Below are 18,664 nucleotides of genomic sequence, written 5' to 3' on the forward strand. Positions count from 1 at the left end.
CGCCTGCGTGAACGTCCTGGGCCGTGGACCGTATGGGCGAGCCCGACATGCGGCGTACGGCCCCCGGGCCGACACTGGCGGAAACTGCTCACGTCGAGCCGTACGAGGAGGCAGTCATGGGCTGGTTGTGGGCCATCATCGTGGGCTTCGTGCTCGGTCTGATCGCCAAGGCCGTCATTCCGGGCAAGCAGCACAGCCCGCTCTGGCTGACCACGATCTTCGGCATGCTCGGCGCGCTCGCCGGCAACGCCATCGCCCGCGGCCTGGGCGTCGCCGCCACGCCGGGCATCGACTGGAGCCGTCATCTGTTCCAGCTGGTCGCCGCGATCATCATCGTCTTCTTCGGCGACATGGCCTACACGGCGACACTGGGCAAACGCAAGCAACAGCGCTCCCAGCACACCTGATCCGGCCACTCCCGCCGGTCCCGCGAAACACCACGGGACCGGCGGGAACCAGCCGTTTCTGCCGTTTCATCGGGGGAGGGCCCTCCAGGAGCCCGCCCCCGCCTCCCGGCCATCCCGGACCGCGCGGGCCGGGATTCAGATGTCGTTCACCGCGACGGCCGCGATGTTCCGCTTCCCCCGCCGCAGCACCAGCCACTTGCCGTGCAGCAGATCCCCGGCGACGGGCACGGCGTCCTCGGCGGTCACCTTGACGTTGTTCACGTAGGCCCCGCCCTCCTTCACCGTCCGCCGCGCCGCGGACTTGCTCGCCGCCAGCCCCACCGCGGCGAACAGATCCACCACCGGCGCCGCCCCGGACACCTCGATGTGCGGGACCTCGGCCAGCGCGGCCACGAGCGTCCGCTGGTCCAGCGACTCCAGCTCGCCCTGTCCGAACAGCGCCCGGCTCGCCGCGATCACGGCATCGGTCTGCGCGGCGCCGTGCACCAGCGTCGTCAGCTCCTCGGCCAGCGCCCGCTGCGCGGCCCGCGCCTGGGGCCGCTCCCGGGTCTGCTCCTCCAGCTCCTCCAGCTCGGAAGGAGACATGAAGGATAGAATCCGCATGTACGTGGAAATGTCCCGATCATCCACGTTCAGCCAGAACTGGTAGAACGCGTACGGCGAGGTCATCTCGGGGTCGAGCCAGACCGCGCCGCCCTCGGTCTTGCCGAACTTGGTGCCGTCCGCCTTGGTCATCAGCGGCGTCGCCAGCGCGTGCACCTGCGCCTGCGGCTCCAGCCGGTGGATCAGGTCGAGCCCGGCGGTGAGATTGCCCCACTGGTCGCTGCCGCCCTGCTGGAGCGTGCAGCCGTGACGGCGGTACAGCTCCAGGAAGTCCATGGCCTGGAGCAGCTGGTAGCTGAACTCGGTGTAGCTGATGCCCTCCTCGGACTCCAGCCGCCGTGCGACCGAGTCCTTGGTGAGCATCTTGTTCACCCGGAAGTGCTTGCCGATGTCCCGCAGGAACTCGATGGCGGACAGCCCGGCCGTCCAGTCCAGGTTGTTCACCATCACCGCGGCGTTGTCGCCCTCGAAGGACAGGAACGGCTCGATCTGCGAGCGCAGCCGGGTGACCCAGGCGGCGACCGTCTCCGGGGCGTTCAGCGTGCGCTCGGCGGTCGGGCGGGGGTCGCCGATCTGGCCGGTGGCGCCTCCGACGAGGGCCAGGGGACGCAGCCCCGCCTGCTGGAGGCGGCGCATGGTGAGCACCTGCACCAGATGGCCGACATGCAGACTGGCCGCGGTCGGGTCGAAGCCGCAATAGAACGTGACGGGGCCGTCCGCGAGCGCCTTGCGCAAAGCGTCCTCATCGGTGGACTGGGCGAACAGCCCGCGCCACTTCAGCTCGTCGACGATGTCCGTCACGGTTCTCGTGTCTCCTCGAAAGATCTTCTGAGATCTTTTGATCGAATGATCTGCCAGTGATGTTCGTATGACCGTCGGGTGGTCGCGGTGGGTCGGACGCCACCCGACGGCGAACGTCTACGAGGTTATACGCCCTGGCTGACCGAGCTCATATTGAAATCCGGCACCCGCAGCGCGGGCATCGCCGCCCGGGTGAACCAGTCGCTCCACTCCCTGGGCAGCGTCTTCTCCGTGCGCCCCGCCTCGGCGGCCCGGCCCAGCAGGCCGACCGGCGACTCGTTGAAGCGGAAGTTGTTCACCTCCCCGGTCACCTCGCCGTTCTCCACCAGGTACACCCCGTCCCGGGTCAACCCGGTGAGCAGCAGCGTCGCCGGGTCCACCTCCCGGATGTACCAGAGGCAGGTCAGCAGCAGCCCGCGCTCGGTGGCGGCCACCATCTCGTCCAGGGAACGGTCCGTACCACCGTCCAGGATCAGGTTCCCGATGCCCGGCGCGACGGGCAGCCCGGTGAGCGCGGCACTGTGCCGGCTGGTGGTGAGCCGGTGCAGCTCGCCCGCGCGCATCCAGTCCGTCGCGCCCAGCGGCAGCCCGTTGTCGAAGACCGACTGATCACCGCCCGACGAGTGGGCGATCACGAAGGGCGCGCACTCCAGACCCGGTTCGTTCGGATCGCTGCGCAGCGTCAGCGGCAGCTCGGTCAGCCGTTCGCCGATCCGGGTCCCGCCCGCCTTGGAGAACACCGTCCGGCCCTCGGCCGCGTCCCGGCCCGATCCCGACCACAACTGGTAGATCAGCAGGTCCGCGACCGCGGTCGGCGGCAGCAGCGTCTCGTACCGCCCGGCCGGCAGTTCGACGCGCCGCTCGGCCCAGCCCAGCCGTACGGCCAGCTCCGCGTCCAGCGCCGCGGGGTCGACGTCCTTGAAGTCCCGTGTGGAGCGCCCCGCCCACGCCGAGCGGGTGCGGTCGGGCGACTTGGCGTTCAGCTCCAGCGTGCCGGTCGGCTGGTCGTGCCGCAGCCGCAGCCCGGTCGACGTACCGACATAGGTCGACACCAGCTCGTGGTTGGCGAAACCGTACAGCTCGCGCCCGCCCGCCCGTGCGCGGGCGAACGCCTCGCCGAGCGCGGGCGCGAAGTCGGCGAACACCGCGGAGGACGTCTCCATGGGCGCGTCCGTGAAGTCCGGGCTCGCCGGGACACCGGTCACCAGTGGACGGGCGTCCTCGGCCGGACCGGCGCCCCGCGCGGCGGCCTCCGCGGCCCGCACCAGCGGCTCCAGCTCGTCCGCCGTCACCGCGGCCCGCGAGACCACCCCGGAGGCGGTGCCCTCGGCGCCGTCCACGGTCGCCACGACCGTGAGCGTCCGCCCGCGCGTGACCCCGTTCGTGGTGAGCGCGTTGCCCGCCCAGCGCAGATTGGCGGTCGAATGCTCATCGGCGATCACGACACACTCATCGGCGCGCGACAGCTCAAGGGCACGCTCGACCATCTCGTACGGCTTGCTGACGGCGGCGCTCATCGCCCGGCCTCCTGAGTCGTGATGGCACTGTGCCGGCCCTGGAGCCTGTCCCCGGCTCCCCGGCAGAACCCGGTCGCGGCGCTCATCGGCCCGCCTCCTGCGTGGTGTTGAGGATGTTGACGCCCTTGAACAGCGCGGACGGGCAGCCGTGCGAGACCGCCGCCACCTGGCCCGGCTGGGCCTTGCCGCAGTTGAAGGCGCCACCGAGCACATATGTCTGCGGTCCGCCGACGGCCGCCATGGAGCCCCAGAAGTCGGTCGTGGTCGCCTGGTAGGCCACGTCCTTGAGCTGCCCGGTGATCCGGCCGTTCTCGATCCGGAAGAACCGCTGCCCGGTGAACTGGAAGTTGTACCGCTGCATGTCGATCGACCACGAACGATCACCGACCACATAGATGCCCCGGTCCACGCTCCCGATCAGATCCTCCGTGGACAGCCCCGCGGGGTCCGGCCGCAGCGACACATTGGCCATCCGCTGCACCGGCACATGTCCGGGCGAGTCGGCGAAGGCGCATCCATTGGACCGCTCGAACCCGGTCAGCCGGGCGATCCGCCGGTCCAGCTGATAGCCGACCAGGGTGCCGTCCTTCACCAGGTCCCAGGACTGCGCGGCCACGCCCTCGTCGTCGAACCCGACGGTCGCCAGCCCGTGCTCGGCCGTGCGGTCACCGGTCACGTTCATCAGATCCGAGCCGTACCGGAGCTTGCCCAGCTGATCGAACGTGGCGAAGGAGGTCCCCGCGTAGGCGGCCTCATAGCCGAGCGCGCGGTCCAGCTCGGTCGCATGACCGATCGACTCATGAATGGTCAGCCACAGGTTCGAAGGATCAACCACGAGATCGTACGATCCCGGCTCGACGCTCGGTGCGCGCATCTTCTCGGCGAGCAGACCGGGGATACGCTCCAGCTCCCCGTCCCAGTCCCAGCCGGTGCCGGTCAGATACTCCCAGCCCCGCCCCACCGGCGGCGCGATCGTGCGCATCGAGTCGAACTCGCCGCTGGAGTCGTCCACCGACACCGCCGTGAGCTGCGGATGCAGCCGGACCCGCTGCTGGGTCGTCACGGTCCCGGCCGTATCGGCATAGAACTTGTTCTCGTGCACGGTCAGCAGCGAGGCGTCGACATGATCGACCCCGTCCGCCCCCAGCAGCCGCCCGCTCCACTGCGCCAGCAGCCCCGACTTCTCCTCGTCGGGCACACTGAACGGATCGATCTCGTACGAGGAGATCCAGGTCCGGTCGGCGTGCACGGGCTCGTCGGCCAGCTCCACCCGCTCGTTCGATCCCGCCGCTGTGATCACTTGAGCGGAAAGTTTCGCCATGGCCACCGCCTGAGCGGCGACCTTGGCGGCGGCGTCCATGGTCAGGTCCACGCCCGAGGCGAACCCCCATGTCCCGCCGTGCACCACCCGCACCGCGTACCCGAGGTCCGTGGTGTCCGACGACCCGGCGGGCCGTCCGTCCCGCAGCCGCCAGGACGCGCTGCGCACCCGCTCCAGCCGGAAGTCGGCATGGTCCGCCCCGAGCGCACGCGCGCGTGCCAGCGCCGCGTCCGCCAGGGCCTGTAGCGGAAGCGCCCTGAAGGCTTCGTCGATGGTATGAGGCACCGAGGTCTCCCTGCTGTCGTCGCCTGTCGGCTCCGATCATGTCGCGTACGCGGGTCCGTGGACCACACGTTTGCCGCCCCCGCGCGGCGGCGATCTGTAGGGACCCGACAGCGCGCCCCCCGAGCCACTGTCGGTGCCCGAATGCCCGCCCGGCCAGGGCGCCCGATAGGTTTCGGGTAAAGCCGCCCGTCGTTGCGAAGGTCGGGCGGATATGTCAGACCCCTATCGAAAGGGTGATCCGTTGAGCCGCTCGGTTCTCGTCACCGGAGGCAACCGGGGCATCGGCCTCGCCATCGCCCGCGCTTTCGCCGAAGCCGGCGACAAGGTCGCGATCACATACCGCTCGGGGGAGCCGCCGGCCGCGCTCGCCGAGCTGGGCTGCCTCGCCGTGAAGTGCGACATCACCGACACCGAGCAGGTGGAGCAGGCGTACAAGGAGATCGAGGACGCGCACGGTCCCGTCGAGGTCCTGATCGCCAACGCCGGCATCACCAAGGACCAACTGCTGATGCGCATGTCCGAGGAGGACTTCACCTCGGTCGTCGACACCAACCTCACCGGCACCTTCCGCGTGGTCAAGCGCGCCAACCGCGGCATGCTGCGGGCCAAGAAGGGCCGTGTCGTACTCATCTCCTCCGTGGTCGGTCTGCTCGGCAGCGCCGGCCAGGCCAACTACGCCGCCTCCAAGGCCGCTCTGGTCGGTTTTGCTCGTTCGCTCAGCCGTGAGCTCGGATCGCGCAACATCACGTTCAATGTCGTCGCACCCGGTTTCGTCGACACCGACATGACCAAGGTGCTCACGGACGAGCAGCGCGCGAACATCGTCAAGCAGGTGCCGCTGGGCCGCTACGCGACGCCCGAGGAGATCGCCGCGACGGTGCGGTTCCTGGCCTCGGACGACGCCTCGTACATCACTGGAGCCGTCATCCCCGTTGACGGCGGACTGGGAATGGGTCACTGATCACCATGAGCGGAATCCTCGACGGCAAGCGCGTTCTGATCACCGGTGTGCTGATGGAGTCCTCCATCGCCTTCCACGCCGCGAAGCTGGCCCAGGAGCAGGGCGCCGAGATCATCCTGACCGCGTTCCCGCGGCCCACCCTGACCGAGCGCATCGCCCGCAAGCTGCCCAAGCCCACCAAGGTCATCGAGCTGGACGTCAGCAACGACGAGCACCTCGCGCGCCTGGCCGACCTGGTCGGCGAGGAGCTGGGCGGCCTCGACGGCGTCGTCCACTCCATCGGCTTCGCCCCGCAGGACGCGCTCGGCGGCAACTTCCTCAACACGCCGTTCGAGTCCGTGGCGACCGCCATGCATGTCTCGGCGTTCTCCCTGAAGTCGCTCACCATGGCGTGTCTGCCGCTGATGCAGAACGGCGGCTCCGTCGTCGGCCTCACCTTCGACGCCCAGTACGCCTGGCCGCAGTACGACTGGATGGGCCCCGCCAAGGCCGCCCTGGAGGCCACCAGCCGCTACATGGCGCGCGACCTCGGCAAGCAGAACATCCGCTGCAATCTGATCTCCGCGGGCCCGATCGGTTCCATGGCCGCCAAGTCCATCCCGGGCTTCAGCGACCTGGCCTCGGTGTGGGACAGCCGCTCCCCCCTGGAGTGGGACCTCAAGGACCCCGAGCCGGCCGGCCGCGGCATCGTCGCACTGCTCAGCGACTGGTTCCCCAAGACCACCGGCGAGATCATCCACGTGGACGGCGGTCTGCACGCCATCGGCGCCTGACCGCCCCGCCGACACGCCGAGGGCCCGCGTCCCGCACCGGATGCGGGCCCTCGGCGTGTCCGGGGACGCCCCCGGCGTCTTCGGAGGCGCTCCCCGGTGCACTCGGGCGTGTCCCCCGTTCGGCCTATCCGGCCGGGCGGGACACCGCCGCAACTGGGCACCCTGGAGGAGGCGTTCACTTCACGCGTTCCCCCTGTGGTTCCTTTCCTCCCCAGCACGACCCAGCACGGCCGAGGAGGTCCCCCTTGTGCGCTTCTCCCGCAGCATGGCCTCAGCGACCCTTGCCGCCGCACTCGTGCTGGCCGCGCCGCTCACGAAGGCGGCACATGCGCGCGGACCGGAGGAGACCGCCCCGTCCGGTGCCGAGTGCCGCACCAGCGTCGACGGCTCCCGCGTGACCGCCTACTGCCACAACCCCTACCCGGAGGTCGACCGGCTGCGGCTGCACATCGAGTGCGCCCGCTGGTGGGACCTCGACACCGACGGCCGCGCCACCGACGCCCGGCCCGCGACGACCGTACGGCTCACCGGCCGCTGCTGGAAGGAGGTCCGCGCGGCCTGGGTCAGCCACCAGAACCGGGGGAGCTGAACCCGGCCGGGCGGCACAGGAACGGATAGCTCGCCGCCTCCGCGCCCGCCGTGACGGCATCGCCCGCGCGGATCGCGTCCAGCAGCCGCGTGTGGTCCATGTGCGTGTCCGGCGTCAGCTCCGCGCCGACGTCCTCGCGCAGCCAGTCCCTGAGCACCTCGCCCAGGTCGGCGTACATCTGTGTCATCACGTCGTTGTGCGAGGCCGCCACCACGGCCAGGTGGAAGGTCGCGTCGGCGGCCACGAACACCTCCGCGTCCCCGGAGTGCCACGCCTCCTCACGCCGCTCCAGCAGCGCGTCCAGCTGCTTGAGGTCCTTCTCGGTCCGCCGCTCGGCGGCCAGCCGGGCCGCGGCCGACTCCAGCGTGGAGCGCAGCTCGCCGATGTGCCGTGGATCGGCGCCCGCGAACCGGCGATGCATGACACCGGCCAGCTCGCTCGTGGCCACGACATAGGTGCCCGATCCCTGGCGGATGTCGAGCAGCCCGTTGTGCGCCAGCGCGCGGACCGCCTCACGCACCGTGTTGCGGGCGACACCGAGCTGTTCGACCAGCTCCGGCTCGGTCGGGATGCGCGAGCCGACCGGCCACTCGCCGGATGTGATCTGGTTCCTCAGCTCGGCGATGACCTGCTCGGACAGGGCCGAGCGGCGCGGGTGGCTCAGCGGCATGGCACCTCTTCGCTCACGGGGACCGGCGGGATGCCGCCGGAGAATGGACAACCAATCATCCCATGATTCTATGATGGTCGTCATGCAGCGCGAGGACACGACCACGACACCACCCCGCACCATCGTCAGCTCGGCCGGTTCCGTCCCCGAGGCGCCCGGACGCGGCTCCGCGCGGGCGTGGGCGACCCGGCTGCTGGTCGTCGGTATCGTCCTGGCCGCGCTGAACCTCCGTCCCGCGATCACCAGCCTCGGCGCCCTCCTGGAAGAGGTCCGCGACGGCCTCGGCATGAGCGGCACCGTGGCCGGACTGCTCACCTCCGTCCCGCCGCTCTGCTTCGCGGTCTTCGGCGTGATGGCGCCCCGCCTGGCCCGCCGCTTCGGCCCCGCCGCGGTCGTCTGCGCGGGCATGGCGGCGATCACCGCGGGCCTGCTCATCCGGCCCTTCACGGGCAGTACGGCGGGCTTCCTGGCCGCCAGCGCCCTCACCCTCATGGGCATCGCCGTGAGCAACGTCCTGATGCCGGTGATCGTCAAGCGCTGGTTCCCGGACCGGGTCGGCTCCATGACCGGCCTCTACTCCATGGCCCTCGCCTTCGGCACGTCCATCGCCGCCGCGGTGACCGTCCCCCTGGCCGACACCTTGGGCGGCTGGCAGCCGGGCCTCGCCGTCTGGGCCGCCGTCGCGGCGACCGCCGTACTGCCGTGGCTGCCGTTCGTACGGAAGTCGGGGGCGCCCGGGGAGACGGGACCGGGCGGGTCGGCGGCGCCCGGCCCGCGCGGGACCGCGCCCACGGGAGCCGACCGGACGACGCGGGCGAGTGCACACGGGTCGGCGGAAACGGGCCCGGGTGTGTCGGCGGGAGGGGACCCGCGCTCCTCGGAGGCGACGGGGCTGTCCGCGTCGGCGGAAGCAGATCCGCGCGGGGCGGCGGATACGGGATCGGGCCCGGCGGTGGAGTGGGGACCTCGTCGATTGGCGGAGATCGGGCCTCGCGGTTCGGCGGACATGGGACCTCGCCGGTCGGGAGGGACAGGCCCTACGGGAGCGGCGTCGGAGTCCTTCCCGCGCGGGTCGGCCGGACAGCCCGCGCGGAACGAGGACCCCGCCCCGCTGCGGATCACCCGGAGCCGAACCGCGTGGGCGCTCGCCGTGTTCTTCGGGCTCCAGGCCACCGCCGCCTACATCACCATGGGCTGGATGGCGCAGATCTTCCGCGACGCGGGCGTCTCCGCCGACACCGCCGGACTGCTGCTCGCCGTGACCATGGTGATGGGCGTGCCCCTCGCGTTCGTCATCCCGCGTCTGGCCACCCGGCTGCCCCATCAGGGCCCCATCGTGCTCGTCCTCGGCCTGTGCGGCCTGGCCGGATACGCCGGCCTGTACCTCGCCCCCGCCGGTGGCGCCTGGGCCTGGGCCGTACTGCTCGGCATCGCCAACTGCGCCTTCCCGCTGGCCCTGACGATGGTCGGCATGCGCGCCCGGACCGGCGCCGGAGTCGCCCAGCTCTCCGCCTTCGCCCAGAGCACCGGCTACCTGATCTCCATCCCGGGCCCGCTCCTGGTCGGGGTCCTCTACCAGCACAGCGGCGGCTGGGGTGTGCCCATCGCCCTCATGGCGGCCCTGATGATCCCGCAGATCCTCGTCGGCCTGCTGGCGGGGCGTAACCGGACGGTGGAGGAGGAGGCGGCGGCCCGCTGAGCCGGGCGGCCCGCCCGGCGGACCGCGCCACCCCGACGAACCGGCCCGGCCCCCGCGTGGGCGGCGCGCCCCCACCATCAGGCGGGCCCTGATCCCTCTGACGGTCGCCCGCTCCCGGGCGGGCCCCGACCCCCCTGACGGCCACCCGCTTCCGGGATGGGACACTGACGCCATGGTGCTCGACCCGAATCCCCAGAACGGCCAGAAGAAGATGCTCCTCGTCTTCGGCTCGTTCTTCGCCATCTTCGTGATCATCGGCATCATCGCGACGATCGCCTCCCCGTGACCGTCGCCTCGCTGTGACGAGGCCTCGCCGCGACCTCCCAGTCGCCGCGAGGATCGCCCGCCGCGACCATGGCGTCGCCGCGACGTTCCGGTCGCCGTGATCGTCGCCTCGCCGCGCCGTCCCGGTCGCCGCGACGACCTCCTCCCGACCTCATGGTGGGGTTAGCCCCACCATCCCCTAGGGGGTCAGGGTCAGGGTCAAGTGGGTGGATCACCGGATGGGTTGGGGGCCCTGGAGTCCGTACCTTCGAAGTGTGACCGCGAGCGGCGGACGCTCACCCTCGAAGACGCGGAGGCACCCATGTCGGCCCCACTGCACACCCGGCCCCATCCGGCCAGCACGGGCCGTACCGTCACCCGACTGCCCTGGTGGGCCCTCGCCCTCCCGACCCTCGCGTTCATCACACTGCTCGCGCTGATCATCAACCCCTCCGAGGCTCACGCGGCCGGTGGCGAGCCCGCTCTCACCCACATCGTGGACCGCGTCCAGCAACTGATCGCCCGCTAGTCCGATGCGACGGCACCCCGTGCCCCCACCACCCCGCCCCAGCCCCCGCGACCCCGGTGAATCCCCAAGTCAACTCCCTGCGCCCCATGGCGTGTTTCATGCGAAGCTGGGGCCATGAGCGTCGCAGAACCCCGCAGGATCATCCTCTTCCGGCATGCGAAAGCCGACTGGCCCCAGGTGAACGACCATGAGCGTCCGCTCGCCGAGCGGGGCCGCCTCGACGCCGCCGAGGCCGGGCGCAGACTGACCGACACCGGCATCGCCTTCGACCTGGCCCTGTGCTCCACGGCGACCCGGACCCGGGAGACCTGGAAGCTCGCCGTCCAGGAGTTCCCGCACCGGCCGAAAACCGTCTACGAGGAGCGGATCTACGAGGCGTCCCCCGGCGAACTGATCGCGCTGCTCAACGAGACCCCCGACGACGTCCGCACCATTCTGCTGATCGGCCACAACCCCGGCGTCCAGGGCCTCGCCGAGGTCCTCTCCGGCACCGCGGAGGCCGAGCCGCGCGAGCGGATGAGCCGCCGGGGCTTCCCGGCCGCCGCCTTCGCCGTCCTCACCACCGACAGCCCCTGGAAGAACCTGGAGCCCGGCACAGCGGCACTGACCGAGTTCTGGGCCCCGTCCGACTGACGCCGCCACCCCCCCCGCCGCCCGGTCCGGGAAGACCGGAGGCCCGGCACCATCCGATGCCGGGCCTCGCCACGCCGTACCGACGACCTCCAGCGACCCTCCCACTGAGGCGAGCCCAAGGACGAGGTCACCGTCCTTCGGGCCGAGGCTGCCCCTCTTCCCCGCCGAGCCGCCCCGCCTCCGGACCGAGGCCCGAGTCCGCCCCTCCTCCAGCCCTCAGCCTCCAGCCGAGCTGTCACCCCTCGTCGTGGGTGTCCGCCGCCTCCACCTCTTCACGGGTGACCCCGAGCAGATACAGCACGGTGTCCAGGAACGGCACATTGACCGCCGTATGCGCCGCCTGCCGCACCACCGGCTTGGCGTTGAAGGCGACCCCGAGCCCGGCCGCGTTCAGCATGTCCAGATCGTTCGCGCCGTCCCCGATGGCGACCGTCTGCGACAGCGGAACACCCGCCTCCGCGGCGAAGCGGCGCAGCAGCCGCGCCTTGCCCGCGCGGTCCACGATCTCGCCGGTGACCCGGCCGGTCAGCTTGCCGCCGACGATCTCCAGCGTGTTGGCCTGCGCGAAGTCCAGCCCGAGCCGCTCCTTGAGGTCATCGGTGACCTGGGTGAACCCGCCGGACACCACGCCGACCTGGTAGCCGAGCCGCTTCAGCGTCCGGATCAGGGTCCGCGCGCCCGGCGTCAGCCGCACCTCGCTGCGCACCTTGTCCACCACCGAGGCGTCCAGCCCTTCGAGCAGCGCCACCCGCGCGTGCAGCGACTGTTCGAAGTCCAGCTCCCCGCGCATGGCGGTGGCGGTGACCTCGGCGACCTTGTCCTCGCACCCGGCGTGCGCGGCGAACAGCTCGATCACCTCGTCCTGGATGAGCGTGGAGTCCACGTCCATCACCACCAGCCGCTGGGCCCGCCGGTGCAGCCCGGCCGCCACCACGGCGATGTCGACGCCGAGCGCGGCGGCACCGGTGGCCAGCGAGGTGCGCAGCACCTCGGTCCCGACACCGGACACCGCGAACTCGACGGCCGTCACGGGGTACTTGGCCAGCCGGAAGACACGGTCGATGTTGCCGCCCGACGCGGTGATCCGCGCGGCGATGGCCGCCGTCGCCTCGGCGGTCAGCGGATGGCCGAGCACGGTCACCAGGGAGCGGCCCAGCCCGCGTGGCCGGTTGTCGCCGGTGCCGGAGATGATCTCCGCCTGGAGCTTCATCGATTCCGCCCAGCTGTGGACGGTCGCCCGCAGCTCTCCCGACAGTCCCTGGGGCGGCTCGGTCACGAGCGCGCACAGCGTGATCCGGCCACGGGTGACGACCTGCTCGATGTCGACCACGTCGACCGTGAAAGCGGCGAGGGTGTCGAAGAGCCCGGCCGTGATGCCCGGCCGGTCCTTGCCGAAGATCTTGACAAGGAGGGTGGGGAAGTCTGAGGTCTGCGAAGGGCTCATGGTGCCTCCCACCGTATCCGGCACCCAGTGCCTACCGCCTCCGTGGTCCGTCTGGCGGACACGGAACAATGGGTGTCCGATCGATGTCATCCACCCGAAAAGTCGCCCCCGGTACAGGGATCAGCGCCGCGCCCCTGGTACGGAGATCAGCGACGCCCCCCGGGCCGACCGGGCGGCGGAGGCGGCCCGTCCTCGGGCGAGGTGGGAGGCCGCCGGGACGGCGGGGGAGCGGGCGATACGCCCGGCCCGGCCACGGTGGGCGACCCGTGCACGTCGGCCGGCGGCACCCCAGGACGGTCGCCGGGCGCCTCTCCCCGCCCCGCCCCTCCACCCGGTGCCTCTCGCCTCCGTGCCTCGCCTTCCGATGCCTCACCCCTCCGTACCTCCCCGCCCGAAGCCCCTCCCCTCCGTACCTCTCCATCCGACGCCTCCCCGCCACGCCCCCGTCCCCGCACCTCTCCCGGCACCTGTAGATAGGGATTGGTATCCGGATTGGGCGGCCGGTACGGCACCCCTGGCGCATACGGACCAGCCCCTTCCGCCGCCCCCTGCGCATACGGACCAGCCCCTTCCGCCGCCCCCTGCGCATGCAGACCAGCCCCCTCCACCGCCCCCCTCACGTCACCGAGTGCCACCTCAGCCTCCCTCCTCCCCACAGGCGCGCCCACCCCCCTCCCCGCACCGCCACCCACACCCGCAACCGCCCCCAACCCCGCCCCCACCGCCCCATCCGCCCCCACTCTCACGGCCCCCCGCCCCGCAGCCCCCGCCCCCCAAGCCAACAACGCCCCCAAGACCCCGCCCCCGACTCCCCACCCCGCCCCCAGCAACACGGCGGACCCGGCCCGCCCCCGCAGATCGATCCCGGCCCCGAACGCGTCGACACCGAGCACCGACAGCGAGGCGTCCACCGACACCCGCGCCAGCCACCCGAGCAACGGCAACGCCACCGCCGTGACGACCCCCAACGGCACGGCACACCGCACCACGAACGCAAGAAGACCGCCCCCGCCCCCCGAAGCCCCGGATGCCGCCTCCGTCCGCACCGACGCCCCCACCGGCGTACGCACCCCCACCAACACCCCCGCCAGCATCATCAACACCCCCGCCCCCACCGCCAGCAGCCACACCCTGCCGTCCAGTTCCGCCAGCCGCGCGAGGGTGACCGGGCCGTCCGAGTCGGCCAGCAGATCGTCCAGCGGATGCGGCAGGAACCCGGTCAGCGGCCCCACGGCATCGCCCTCGTACGGCACGAAGAGGCCGAGCGGGACCCCGAGCCACACTCCGTTCGGCGCCCCGAGGAGCGCCGCCCCGGCGATCCGCCGGGGATGGTCGTCACCGATCGCCGCGTACCCCGCCGCGGCGATCCCCGCGGCGACCGCCACCAGCAACACGCTGACCAGCGACGACACGCCCGGCCGTACCACCCGGTGGACGAAGGCCGCACCGCGCGGCAGGGGAGTACGCCGCGAGGCGAGGAGCGCGATCAACAGGACCCCCAGCACCCAGCACAGCCCGCCGAGCAGCGTCGCCCCGGTGTCCACGGTGAACCCGACCGCGGCCTCCGCGTCGATCAGATCGCCGACCCGGTCCGGCAGCAGCCCCCCGATGTCCCCCACGTCCCCGACCCCGGGGATCTCGATCCCCCCGATCCCCCAGCCCCCACCAATTCCCCCGCCCCCCGGCACATCCCCCAGCCCGAGCGCGCCCCCGTCGATCGTGATCACGTCGTGCCCGGCCCAGGCCAGCCCCCCGAGCGCCGCCACGAACACCCCGGTCACCCCGGCCACACGCGCCAGGAGTTCAGCGGCCGACACCACGGCCCCCGCCGCCCGCAGGGACCGCAGAAACACCCACGACAGGAAGAGCGCACCGACCAGGCTCACTCCGAGTGGCGTGATCTCGATGGCCGTCGCCGCCTCCGCCCCCTGAAGCCCGAACGCGGACACATCGCCGGACGGGGTCACCGAACCACCCGCCCCGAGCGCCACCACCGCCGCGGTCATCGGCCCCAGCGAGCCCGCCGCGTCCGCCCCCAGCAGATGCAGCCCGAGCGCCGCCGTACCGGCCATCGCGATCAACGCCCAGCTCACGGCGGCGACCGAGGACAGCAGTACGTCGATCCACGGCACCCGTCGAGCACGCCGTACGGTCTCCACGCTCATCGCAGACCCCCCGATCCGCCGAGTAGGACAGTGCCGCGCACGTCCCCTTCGCGTGGAATACCACTTCGCGGGCGGGTTGCAACCCTGTCGACGACAAAGCTCAGACACGCCCCAGGACGCTGTTACAAGGCCCGGACAAGCCCCGTACAAGGCCCGACTTCCGGTCAAGGGGCCGCTCCTGAAATAGTTCCCCCCGATGTTCGACATCCCTAGACTCCCTTTGACGGGGGAAATATCGGGGGACAACTCAGTGGGGCATGGAGTGCCGGAACTCGTACTGGAAACAAACGGACGGACCTGGACGCTCGACCCGTCCAGGCCCTACACACTCGGACGCGACCCGCAAGGGGACGTCGTGTTCGACGACGCCAGGGTCTCCTGGCGGCACGCCACGGTCAGCTTCGACGGACGCGGCTGGGTCATCGAGGACCACGGCAGCACCAACGGGACCTTCGCGCAGGGCCAGCGGGTCCAGCGCCTGGAGATCGGTCCCGGCTCGTCGGTGCACCTGGGCAACGCGACCGACGGTCCGCAGGTCAAGCTCTCGGGGGGGACGGGCGCGGCCCAGCCGCAGCAGCCGTACGCGGCCCAGGGCGTGCACGGCGGCGCGGGCGCCGCCCAGGCGGCCGGCCCTGCCTGGTCCCAGCAGCCGCCTCCGGCACACCAGGCGCAGGCGCACCAGGCACAACCCCAGTCACGGTCACCCGAGGCCCACGCCCATCCCCACGCAGCCCCGTCCGCCCAACCTCAGCCCCAACCCCAGCCCGGCTGGCAGCAGCCGGCCCATGTCCCCCACCAGCACCAAGCCCAGGGCCACGGCGCCCCCACCCCGCAGGGACCCGGTGGCGCGGCGGGGGCGCCGCCGGTCTACGGCGACCGCAGCCCGACCACGTTCCACCAGTTCTCGCTGGGTCGGGTCATGCGCATCGGCCGCGCCCTGGACAACGACCTGGTCGTCTCCGACCTCCAGGTCTCGCGCCACCACGCGGAGTTCCACTCGACGCCCGACGGGCGGATGGAGATCCGTGACCTCGGCTCGCACAACGGCACGTATGTCAACGGCCAGCCGATCACCAAGGGCGGCTCGCAACTGCTCGGCCCGACCGACATCGTGGGTGTCGGCCACTCCACGTTCCGGATCGTGGGCGACCGCCTGGAGGAGTTCGTCGACACCGGTGAGGTGTCGTTCTCCGCACGCCATCTGACGGTGACGGTCGACGGCGGGAAGCAGATCCTCAAGGACGTCTCCTTCGGCGTCCCCGAGAAGTCGCTCATCGCGGTCATCGGCCCGTCCGGCTCCGGCAAGTCGACGCTGCTCAAGGCGCTGACCGGTTACCGTCCTGCCAATCAGGGCGAGGTCCTGTACGACAACAGGAACCTTTACAAACAGTTCGCCGAGCTGCGCCAGCGCATCGGCCTGGTCCCGCAGGACGACATCCTGCACAAAGAGCTGACGGTAAAGAAAGCTCTCAAATACGCGGCCAAGCTGCGCTTCCCCGCCGACACCACCGGCCAGGAGCGCGAGGCACGGATCGACGAGGTCCTGCGCGAGCTGAAGCTCGACATCCACAAGGACAAGAAGGTCACCTCCCTCTCCGGCGGCCAGCGCAAGCGCGTGTCGGTCGCCCTGGAGCTGCTGACCAAGCCGTCGCTGATCTTCCTGGACGAGCCGACCTCCGGACTCGACCCGGGCATGGACCGCGATGTCATGCAGTTGCTCCGGGGCCTCGCCGACGACGGCCGTACGGTCCTGGTCGTCACCCACTCGGTGGCCGAACTGGCCCTGTGCGACAAGCTCCTGGTGATGGCCCCGGGCGGCGCGGTCGCCTACTTCGGCCCGCCCGAGGAGGCGCTGAACTTCTTCGGCTACGACACCTGGGCCGATGTCTTCTCCGCCTTCGAGAACTACCGCGACTACGACTGGGCGGGCCGCTGGAAGGGTTCGCAGCACTACCAGATGTACGCCGCGGACATCGACGCCGTCGCCCCGCAGGCCGTACAGATGCCGCCGATGCAGGCCATCAGGCCGCCCAAGCCGCAGGGCTGGATGTCCCAGTGGGTCACCCTGGTGCGCCGCTATGTGTCGGTGATCGCCTCCGACAAGGGCTTCCTCGCCCTGATGGTGATCCTCCCGGCCGTCCTCGGCGCGGTCAGCCTGCTGATCGACCCGGACAAGAGCCTGCTGCCCAACGGGCCGAACGCACAGGGCCGGATCGTGCCCAACGGCACGGCGACCACGGTCCTGCTGATCCTCGCCGTCGGCGCCACCTTCGCGGGCGCGGCGAACTCGGTCCGTGAACTGATCAAGGAACGGGTGATCTACGAGCGGGAGCGCGCGACCGGCCTGTCCCGCTCGGCGTATCTGATGTCGAAGGTGTTCGTGCTCGGCATGATCACCGTGCTCCAGGGCCTGCTGGTCGGCGTGATCGGCTTCTCCTCCCGGGAGATCCCGGAGGAGGGCCTGGTCCTGGGCAACCTGACGATGATCGAGCTGTCCCTGCCGATCATGGGGCTCGGGTTCACCTCGATGATGTTCGGTCTGATCATCTCGTCGCTGGTGAAGACCGCCGAGAAGACCATGCCGCTGCTGGTGATGTTCGCGATCGTCCAGGTCGTCTTCACCGGCTGTCTGTTCATGCTGAACGGTACGGTCGGCGTCAACGAGTTCTCCTATCTGATGCCGTCCCGCTGGGCGGTCGCCGCGGCGGGCGCCACGCTGGACTTCAACCGCATCAGCCCGCCCGAGGAGGGCGGCAGCAACGACCCGCTCTGGGAGCACACCGTCGGCGCCTGGGGCCTGGACATGGCCGCGCTGCTCGCCCTCGGCGTCCTCTGCGGCATCTTCGTGGCCCGCTTCCTGCGCCGCCACGAGCCGGAGGTCATGCGCAAGTGACGTGAGCGGCGGGCCCGCACGCGAGTACGCCGGTGGGCGGCCCCCTGACAGGGGGTGCCGCCCACCGGCGTCATGTGGAGCCCGTCCACGAGGCGGCCCATAGGACCCGCCTACGGGAGCCCTGCCTCAGTACGCCCCGTTGACGTTGTCGATCGTGCCGTACTTGTCGGCCGCGTAGTTCGCGGCGGCGACGATGTTGGCGACCGGGTCGTAGATGTTCTTCGGCGTACCGGGCACGTGGTACGCGGCGAAGGTCGGCGGGATCACCTGGAGCAGGCCCTTGGAGGGCACGCCGTTGATGGCGTTGATGTCCCAGTTGTTGATCGCGTTCGGGTTGCCGGAGGACTCCCGCATGATGTTGCGGTGCAGCCCGTGGTAGCTGCCGGGGATGTTCTTGGAGTCCATGATGTCCAGCGACTCCCGGATCCAGCCGTCCAGGTTGTTGCTGTACGACGGGGCGGCGGGCTTGCTCTGCGGGCGCTGGGCGGAGCGGCTCGCGGCCTGCTGCTCGGCGGCCCGCTGCTGCGCCTCGGCCTTGGCCTTGCGCGCCTCGGCGGCGCTCTGGTGCGCGGCCTGCTTCCGCGCCTCGATGGCCTCGACCTTGAGGCTGGCACCGGCGAGCTGGTCGGTGATGCTGCCCTTGACGTCCTTGATCTGCTCACCGGTGTAGCTGATCTGCGGCGCGGCGGCGTCGGCGGTGACCGTGGTGGCGGTGTCGTCCGCGGGGAGCACGGTGAACGCCAGCGTGGCGGCGCTCAGCGCGCCGACCCCGGCCAGCGCGGCCTTGCGCTGCCTGGGGAGGGCCTTACCGCGGGCGGCGAGACCGGACAGGCCAGACAGACCGGTCCGGGCGGTGCGACCGGTCCGAGCGGCAAGACCGGAAAGCTTAATGTTCTTCGGCATGGCGAATGGACCTCTTCGAGTAGCGGGGGCCGCTCAACATCCGCCGGAACAGGGGACTGTCCGCGAGTGAGCCGCGACAGGAGTCCGCGGCGCTGAGCGACGGCAGCCATTCTTAGCGGTCGCAAAAATGCCTGGCAAAGATGTGACGTACGAAGCCGGGTAGTGGACCCAGGAAGTGCAAAACGGGACAGACTGCGCTGTCTGTCC

16 protein-coding genes are annotated in these 18,664 nt (G+C 71.1%); 9 read left to right on the forward strand and 7 right to left on the reverse strand.

The window, feature by feature from the left end; genetic code table 11:
* Positions 1-116 precede the first annotated feature (116 nt).
* Positions 117-407: a GlsB/YeaQ/YmgE family stress response membrane protein gene (locus tag AB0D49_RS31360; protein ID WP_362763999.1), complete on the forward strand. Its 291-nt coding sequence runs from the start codon at positions 117-119 to the stop codon at positions 405-407.
* A gap of 135 nt (positions 408-542) precedes the next feature.
* Here the strand turns inward: AB0D49_RS31360 and tyrS are convergent, their stop codons facing one another.
* The 3 genes from tyrS to AB0D49_RS31375 all read right to left on the reverse strand — a co-directional run bounded on the left by tyrS (position 543) and on the right by AB0D49_RS31375 (position 4,934).
* Complete coding sequence (tyrS, locus tag AB0D49_RS31365; protein ID WP_362763885.1) at positions 543-1,811, reverse strand: tyrosine--tRNA ligase; 1,269 nt, start codon at positions 1,809-1,811, stop codon at positions 543-545.
* Between the two features lie 125 nt (positions 1,812-1,936).
* Entirely contained in the window at positions 1,937-3,328 is a 1,392-nt protein-coding gene (locus AB0D49_RS31370) for a metallopeptidase TldD-related protein (RefSeq protein ID WP_362763888.1), read from the reverse strand.
* 82 nt (positions 3,329-3,410) lie between these two features.
* Positions 3,411-4,934 (reverse strand): TldD/PmbA family protein, encoded by a 1,524-nt coding sequence (locus AB0D49_RS31375; RefSeq protein ID WP_362763890.1) that lies wholly within the window; start codon positions 4,932-4,934, stop codon positions 3,411-3,413.
* Between the two features lie 241 nt (positions 4,935-5,175).
* Here AB0D49_RS31375 and fabG point away from each other — a divergent pair, with 241 nt between their 5' ends.
* The 3 genes from fabG to AB0D49_RS31390 all read left to right on the forward strand — a co-directional run bounded on the left by fabG (position 5,176) and on the right by AB0D49_RS31390 (position 7,257).
* Positions 5,176-5,895, forward strand: a complete 720-nt coding sequence (gene fabG, locus AB0D49_RS31380) for a 3-oxoacyl-[acyl-carrier-protein] reductase (protein WP_362763893.1) — start codon at positions 5,176-5,178, stop codon at positions 5,893-5,895.
* Positions 5,896-5,900: 5 nt separating this feature from the next.
* Positions 5,901-6,668, forward strand: a complete 768-nt coding sequence (gene fabI / locus AB0D49_RS31385; RefSeq protein ID WP_362763896.1) for an enoyl-ACP reductase FabI — start codon at positions 5,901-5,903, stop codon at positions 6,666-6,668.
* A gap of 247 nt (positions 6,669-6,915) precedes the next feature.
* Entirely contained in the window at positions 6,916-7,257 is a 342-nt protein-coding gene (locus AB0D49_RS31390; protein ID WP_362763898.1) for a hypothetical protein, read from the forward strand.
* Here the strand turns inward: AB0D49_RS31390 and AB0D49_RS31395 are convergent.
* Positions 7,232-7,927 carry a FadR/GntR family transcriptional regulator gene (locus AB0D49_RS31395; RefSeq protein WP_362763901.1) on the reverse strand — a complete coding sequence of 232 codons (696 nt, stop codon included), beginning with the start codon at positions 7,925-7,927 and terminating at the stop codon, positions 7,232-7,234. The genes AB0D49_RS31390 and AB0D49_RS31395 overlap by 26 nt on opposite strands.
* Before the next feature lie 82 nt (positions 7,928-8,009).
* Here AB0D49_RS31395 and AB0D49_RS31400 point away from each other — a divergent pair, with 82 nt between their 5' ends.
* The 4 genes from AB0D49_RS31400 (at position 8,010) to AB0D49_RS31415 (ending at position 11,052) form a co-directional block, all read left to right on the forward strand.
* Positions 8,010-9,626: an MFS transporter gene (locus AB0D49_RS31400; RefSeq protein WP_362763904.1), complete on the forward strand. Its 1,617-nt coding sequence runs from the start codon at positions 8,010-8,012 to the stop codon at positions 9,624-9,626.
* 172 nt (positions 9,627-9,798) lie between these two features.
* Positions 9,799-9,912: an SGM_5486 family transporter-associated protein gene (locus AB0D49_RS31405; RefSeq protein WP_362763907.1), complete on the forward strand. Its 114-nt coding sequence runs from the start codon at positions 9,799-9,801 to the stop codon at positions 9,910-9,912.
* 300 nt (positions 9,913-10,212) lie between these two features.
* On the forward strand, positions 10,213-10,419 hold the full coding sequence (locus AB0D49_RS31410) for a hypothetical protein (protein ID WP_362763910.1): 207 nt from the start codon (positions 10,213-10,215) through the stop codon (positions 10,417-10,419).
* A 114-nt stretch (positions 10,420-10,533) separates the two neighbouring features.
* The gene (locus AB0D49_RS31415) at positions 10,534-11,052 is read left to right on the forward strand and encodes a histidine phosphatase family protein (protein ID WP_362763913.1); all 519 of its coding nucleotides are present in this window, start codon (positions 10,534-10,536) and stop codon (positions 11,050-11,052) included.
* A gap of 235 nt (positions 11,053-11,287) precedes the next feature.
* On the opposite strand, the gene serB is transcribed toward AB0D49_RS31415, so the two are convergent.
* Together serB and AB0D49_RS31425 are read right to left on the reverse strand one after the other, a co-directional pair.
* Positions 11,288-12,496 carry a phosphoserine phosphatase SerB gene (serB, locus tag AB0D49_RS31420; protein WP_362763915.1) on the reverse strand — a complete coding sequence of 403 codons (1,209 nt, stop codon included), beginning with the start codon at positions 12,494-12,496 and terminating at the stop codon, positions 11,288-11,290.
* Positions 12,497-12,642: 146 nt separating this feature from the next.
* Positions 12,643-14,661, reverse strand: a complete 2,019-nt coding sequence (locus AB0D49_RS31425; RefSeq protein WP_362763918.1) for a streptophobe family protein — start codon at positions 14,659-14,661, stop codon at positions 12,643-12,645.
* A 262-nt stretch (positions 14,662-14,923) separates the two neighbouring features.
* Between AB0D49_RS31425 and AB0D49_RS31430 the strand changes: the two genes are divergently transcribed.
* Positions 14,924-17,554 (forward strand): FHA domain-containing protein, encoded by a 2,631-nt coding sequence (locus tag AB0D49_RS31430; protein WP_362763921.1) that lies wholly within the window; start codon positions 14,924-14,926, stop codon positions 17,552-17,554.
* Between the two features lie 126 nt (positions 17,555-17,680).
* Here the strand turns inward: AB0D49_RS31430 and AB0D49_RS31435 are convergent, their stop codons facing one another.
* Positions 17,681-18,457 (reverse strand): transglycosylase SLT domain-containing protein, encoded by a 777-nt coding sequence (locus AB0D49_RS31435; RefSeq protein ID WP_362763924.1) that lies wholly within the window; start codon positions 18,455-18,457, stop codon positions 17,681-17,683.
* Between the last annotated feature and the right edge of the window lie 207 nt (positions 18,458-18,664).

The organism is Streptomyces sp. NPDC048290 (genome assembly GCF_040652095.1).
Taxonomy (GTDB): Bacteria; Actinomycetota; Actinomycetes; order Streptomycetales; family Streptomycetaceae; genus Streptomyces.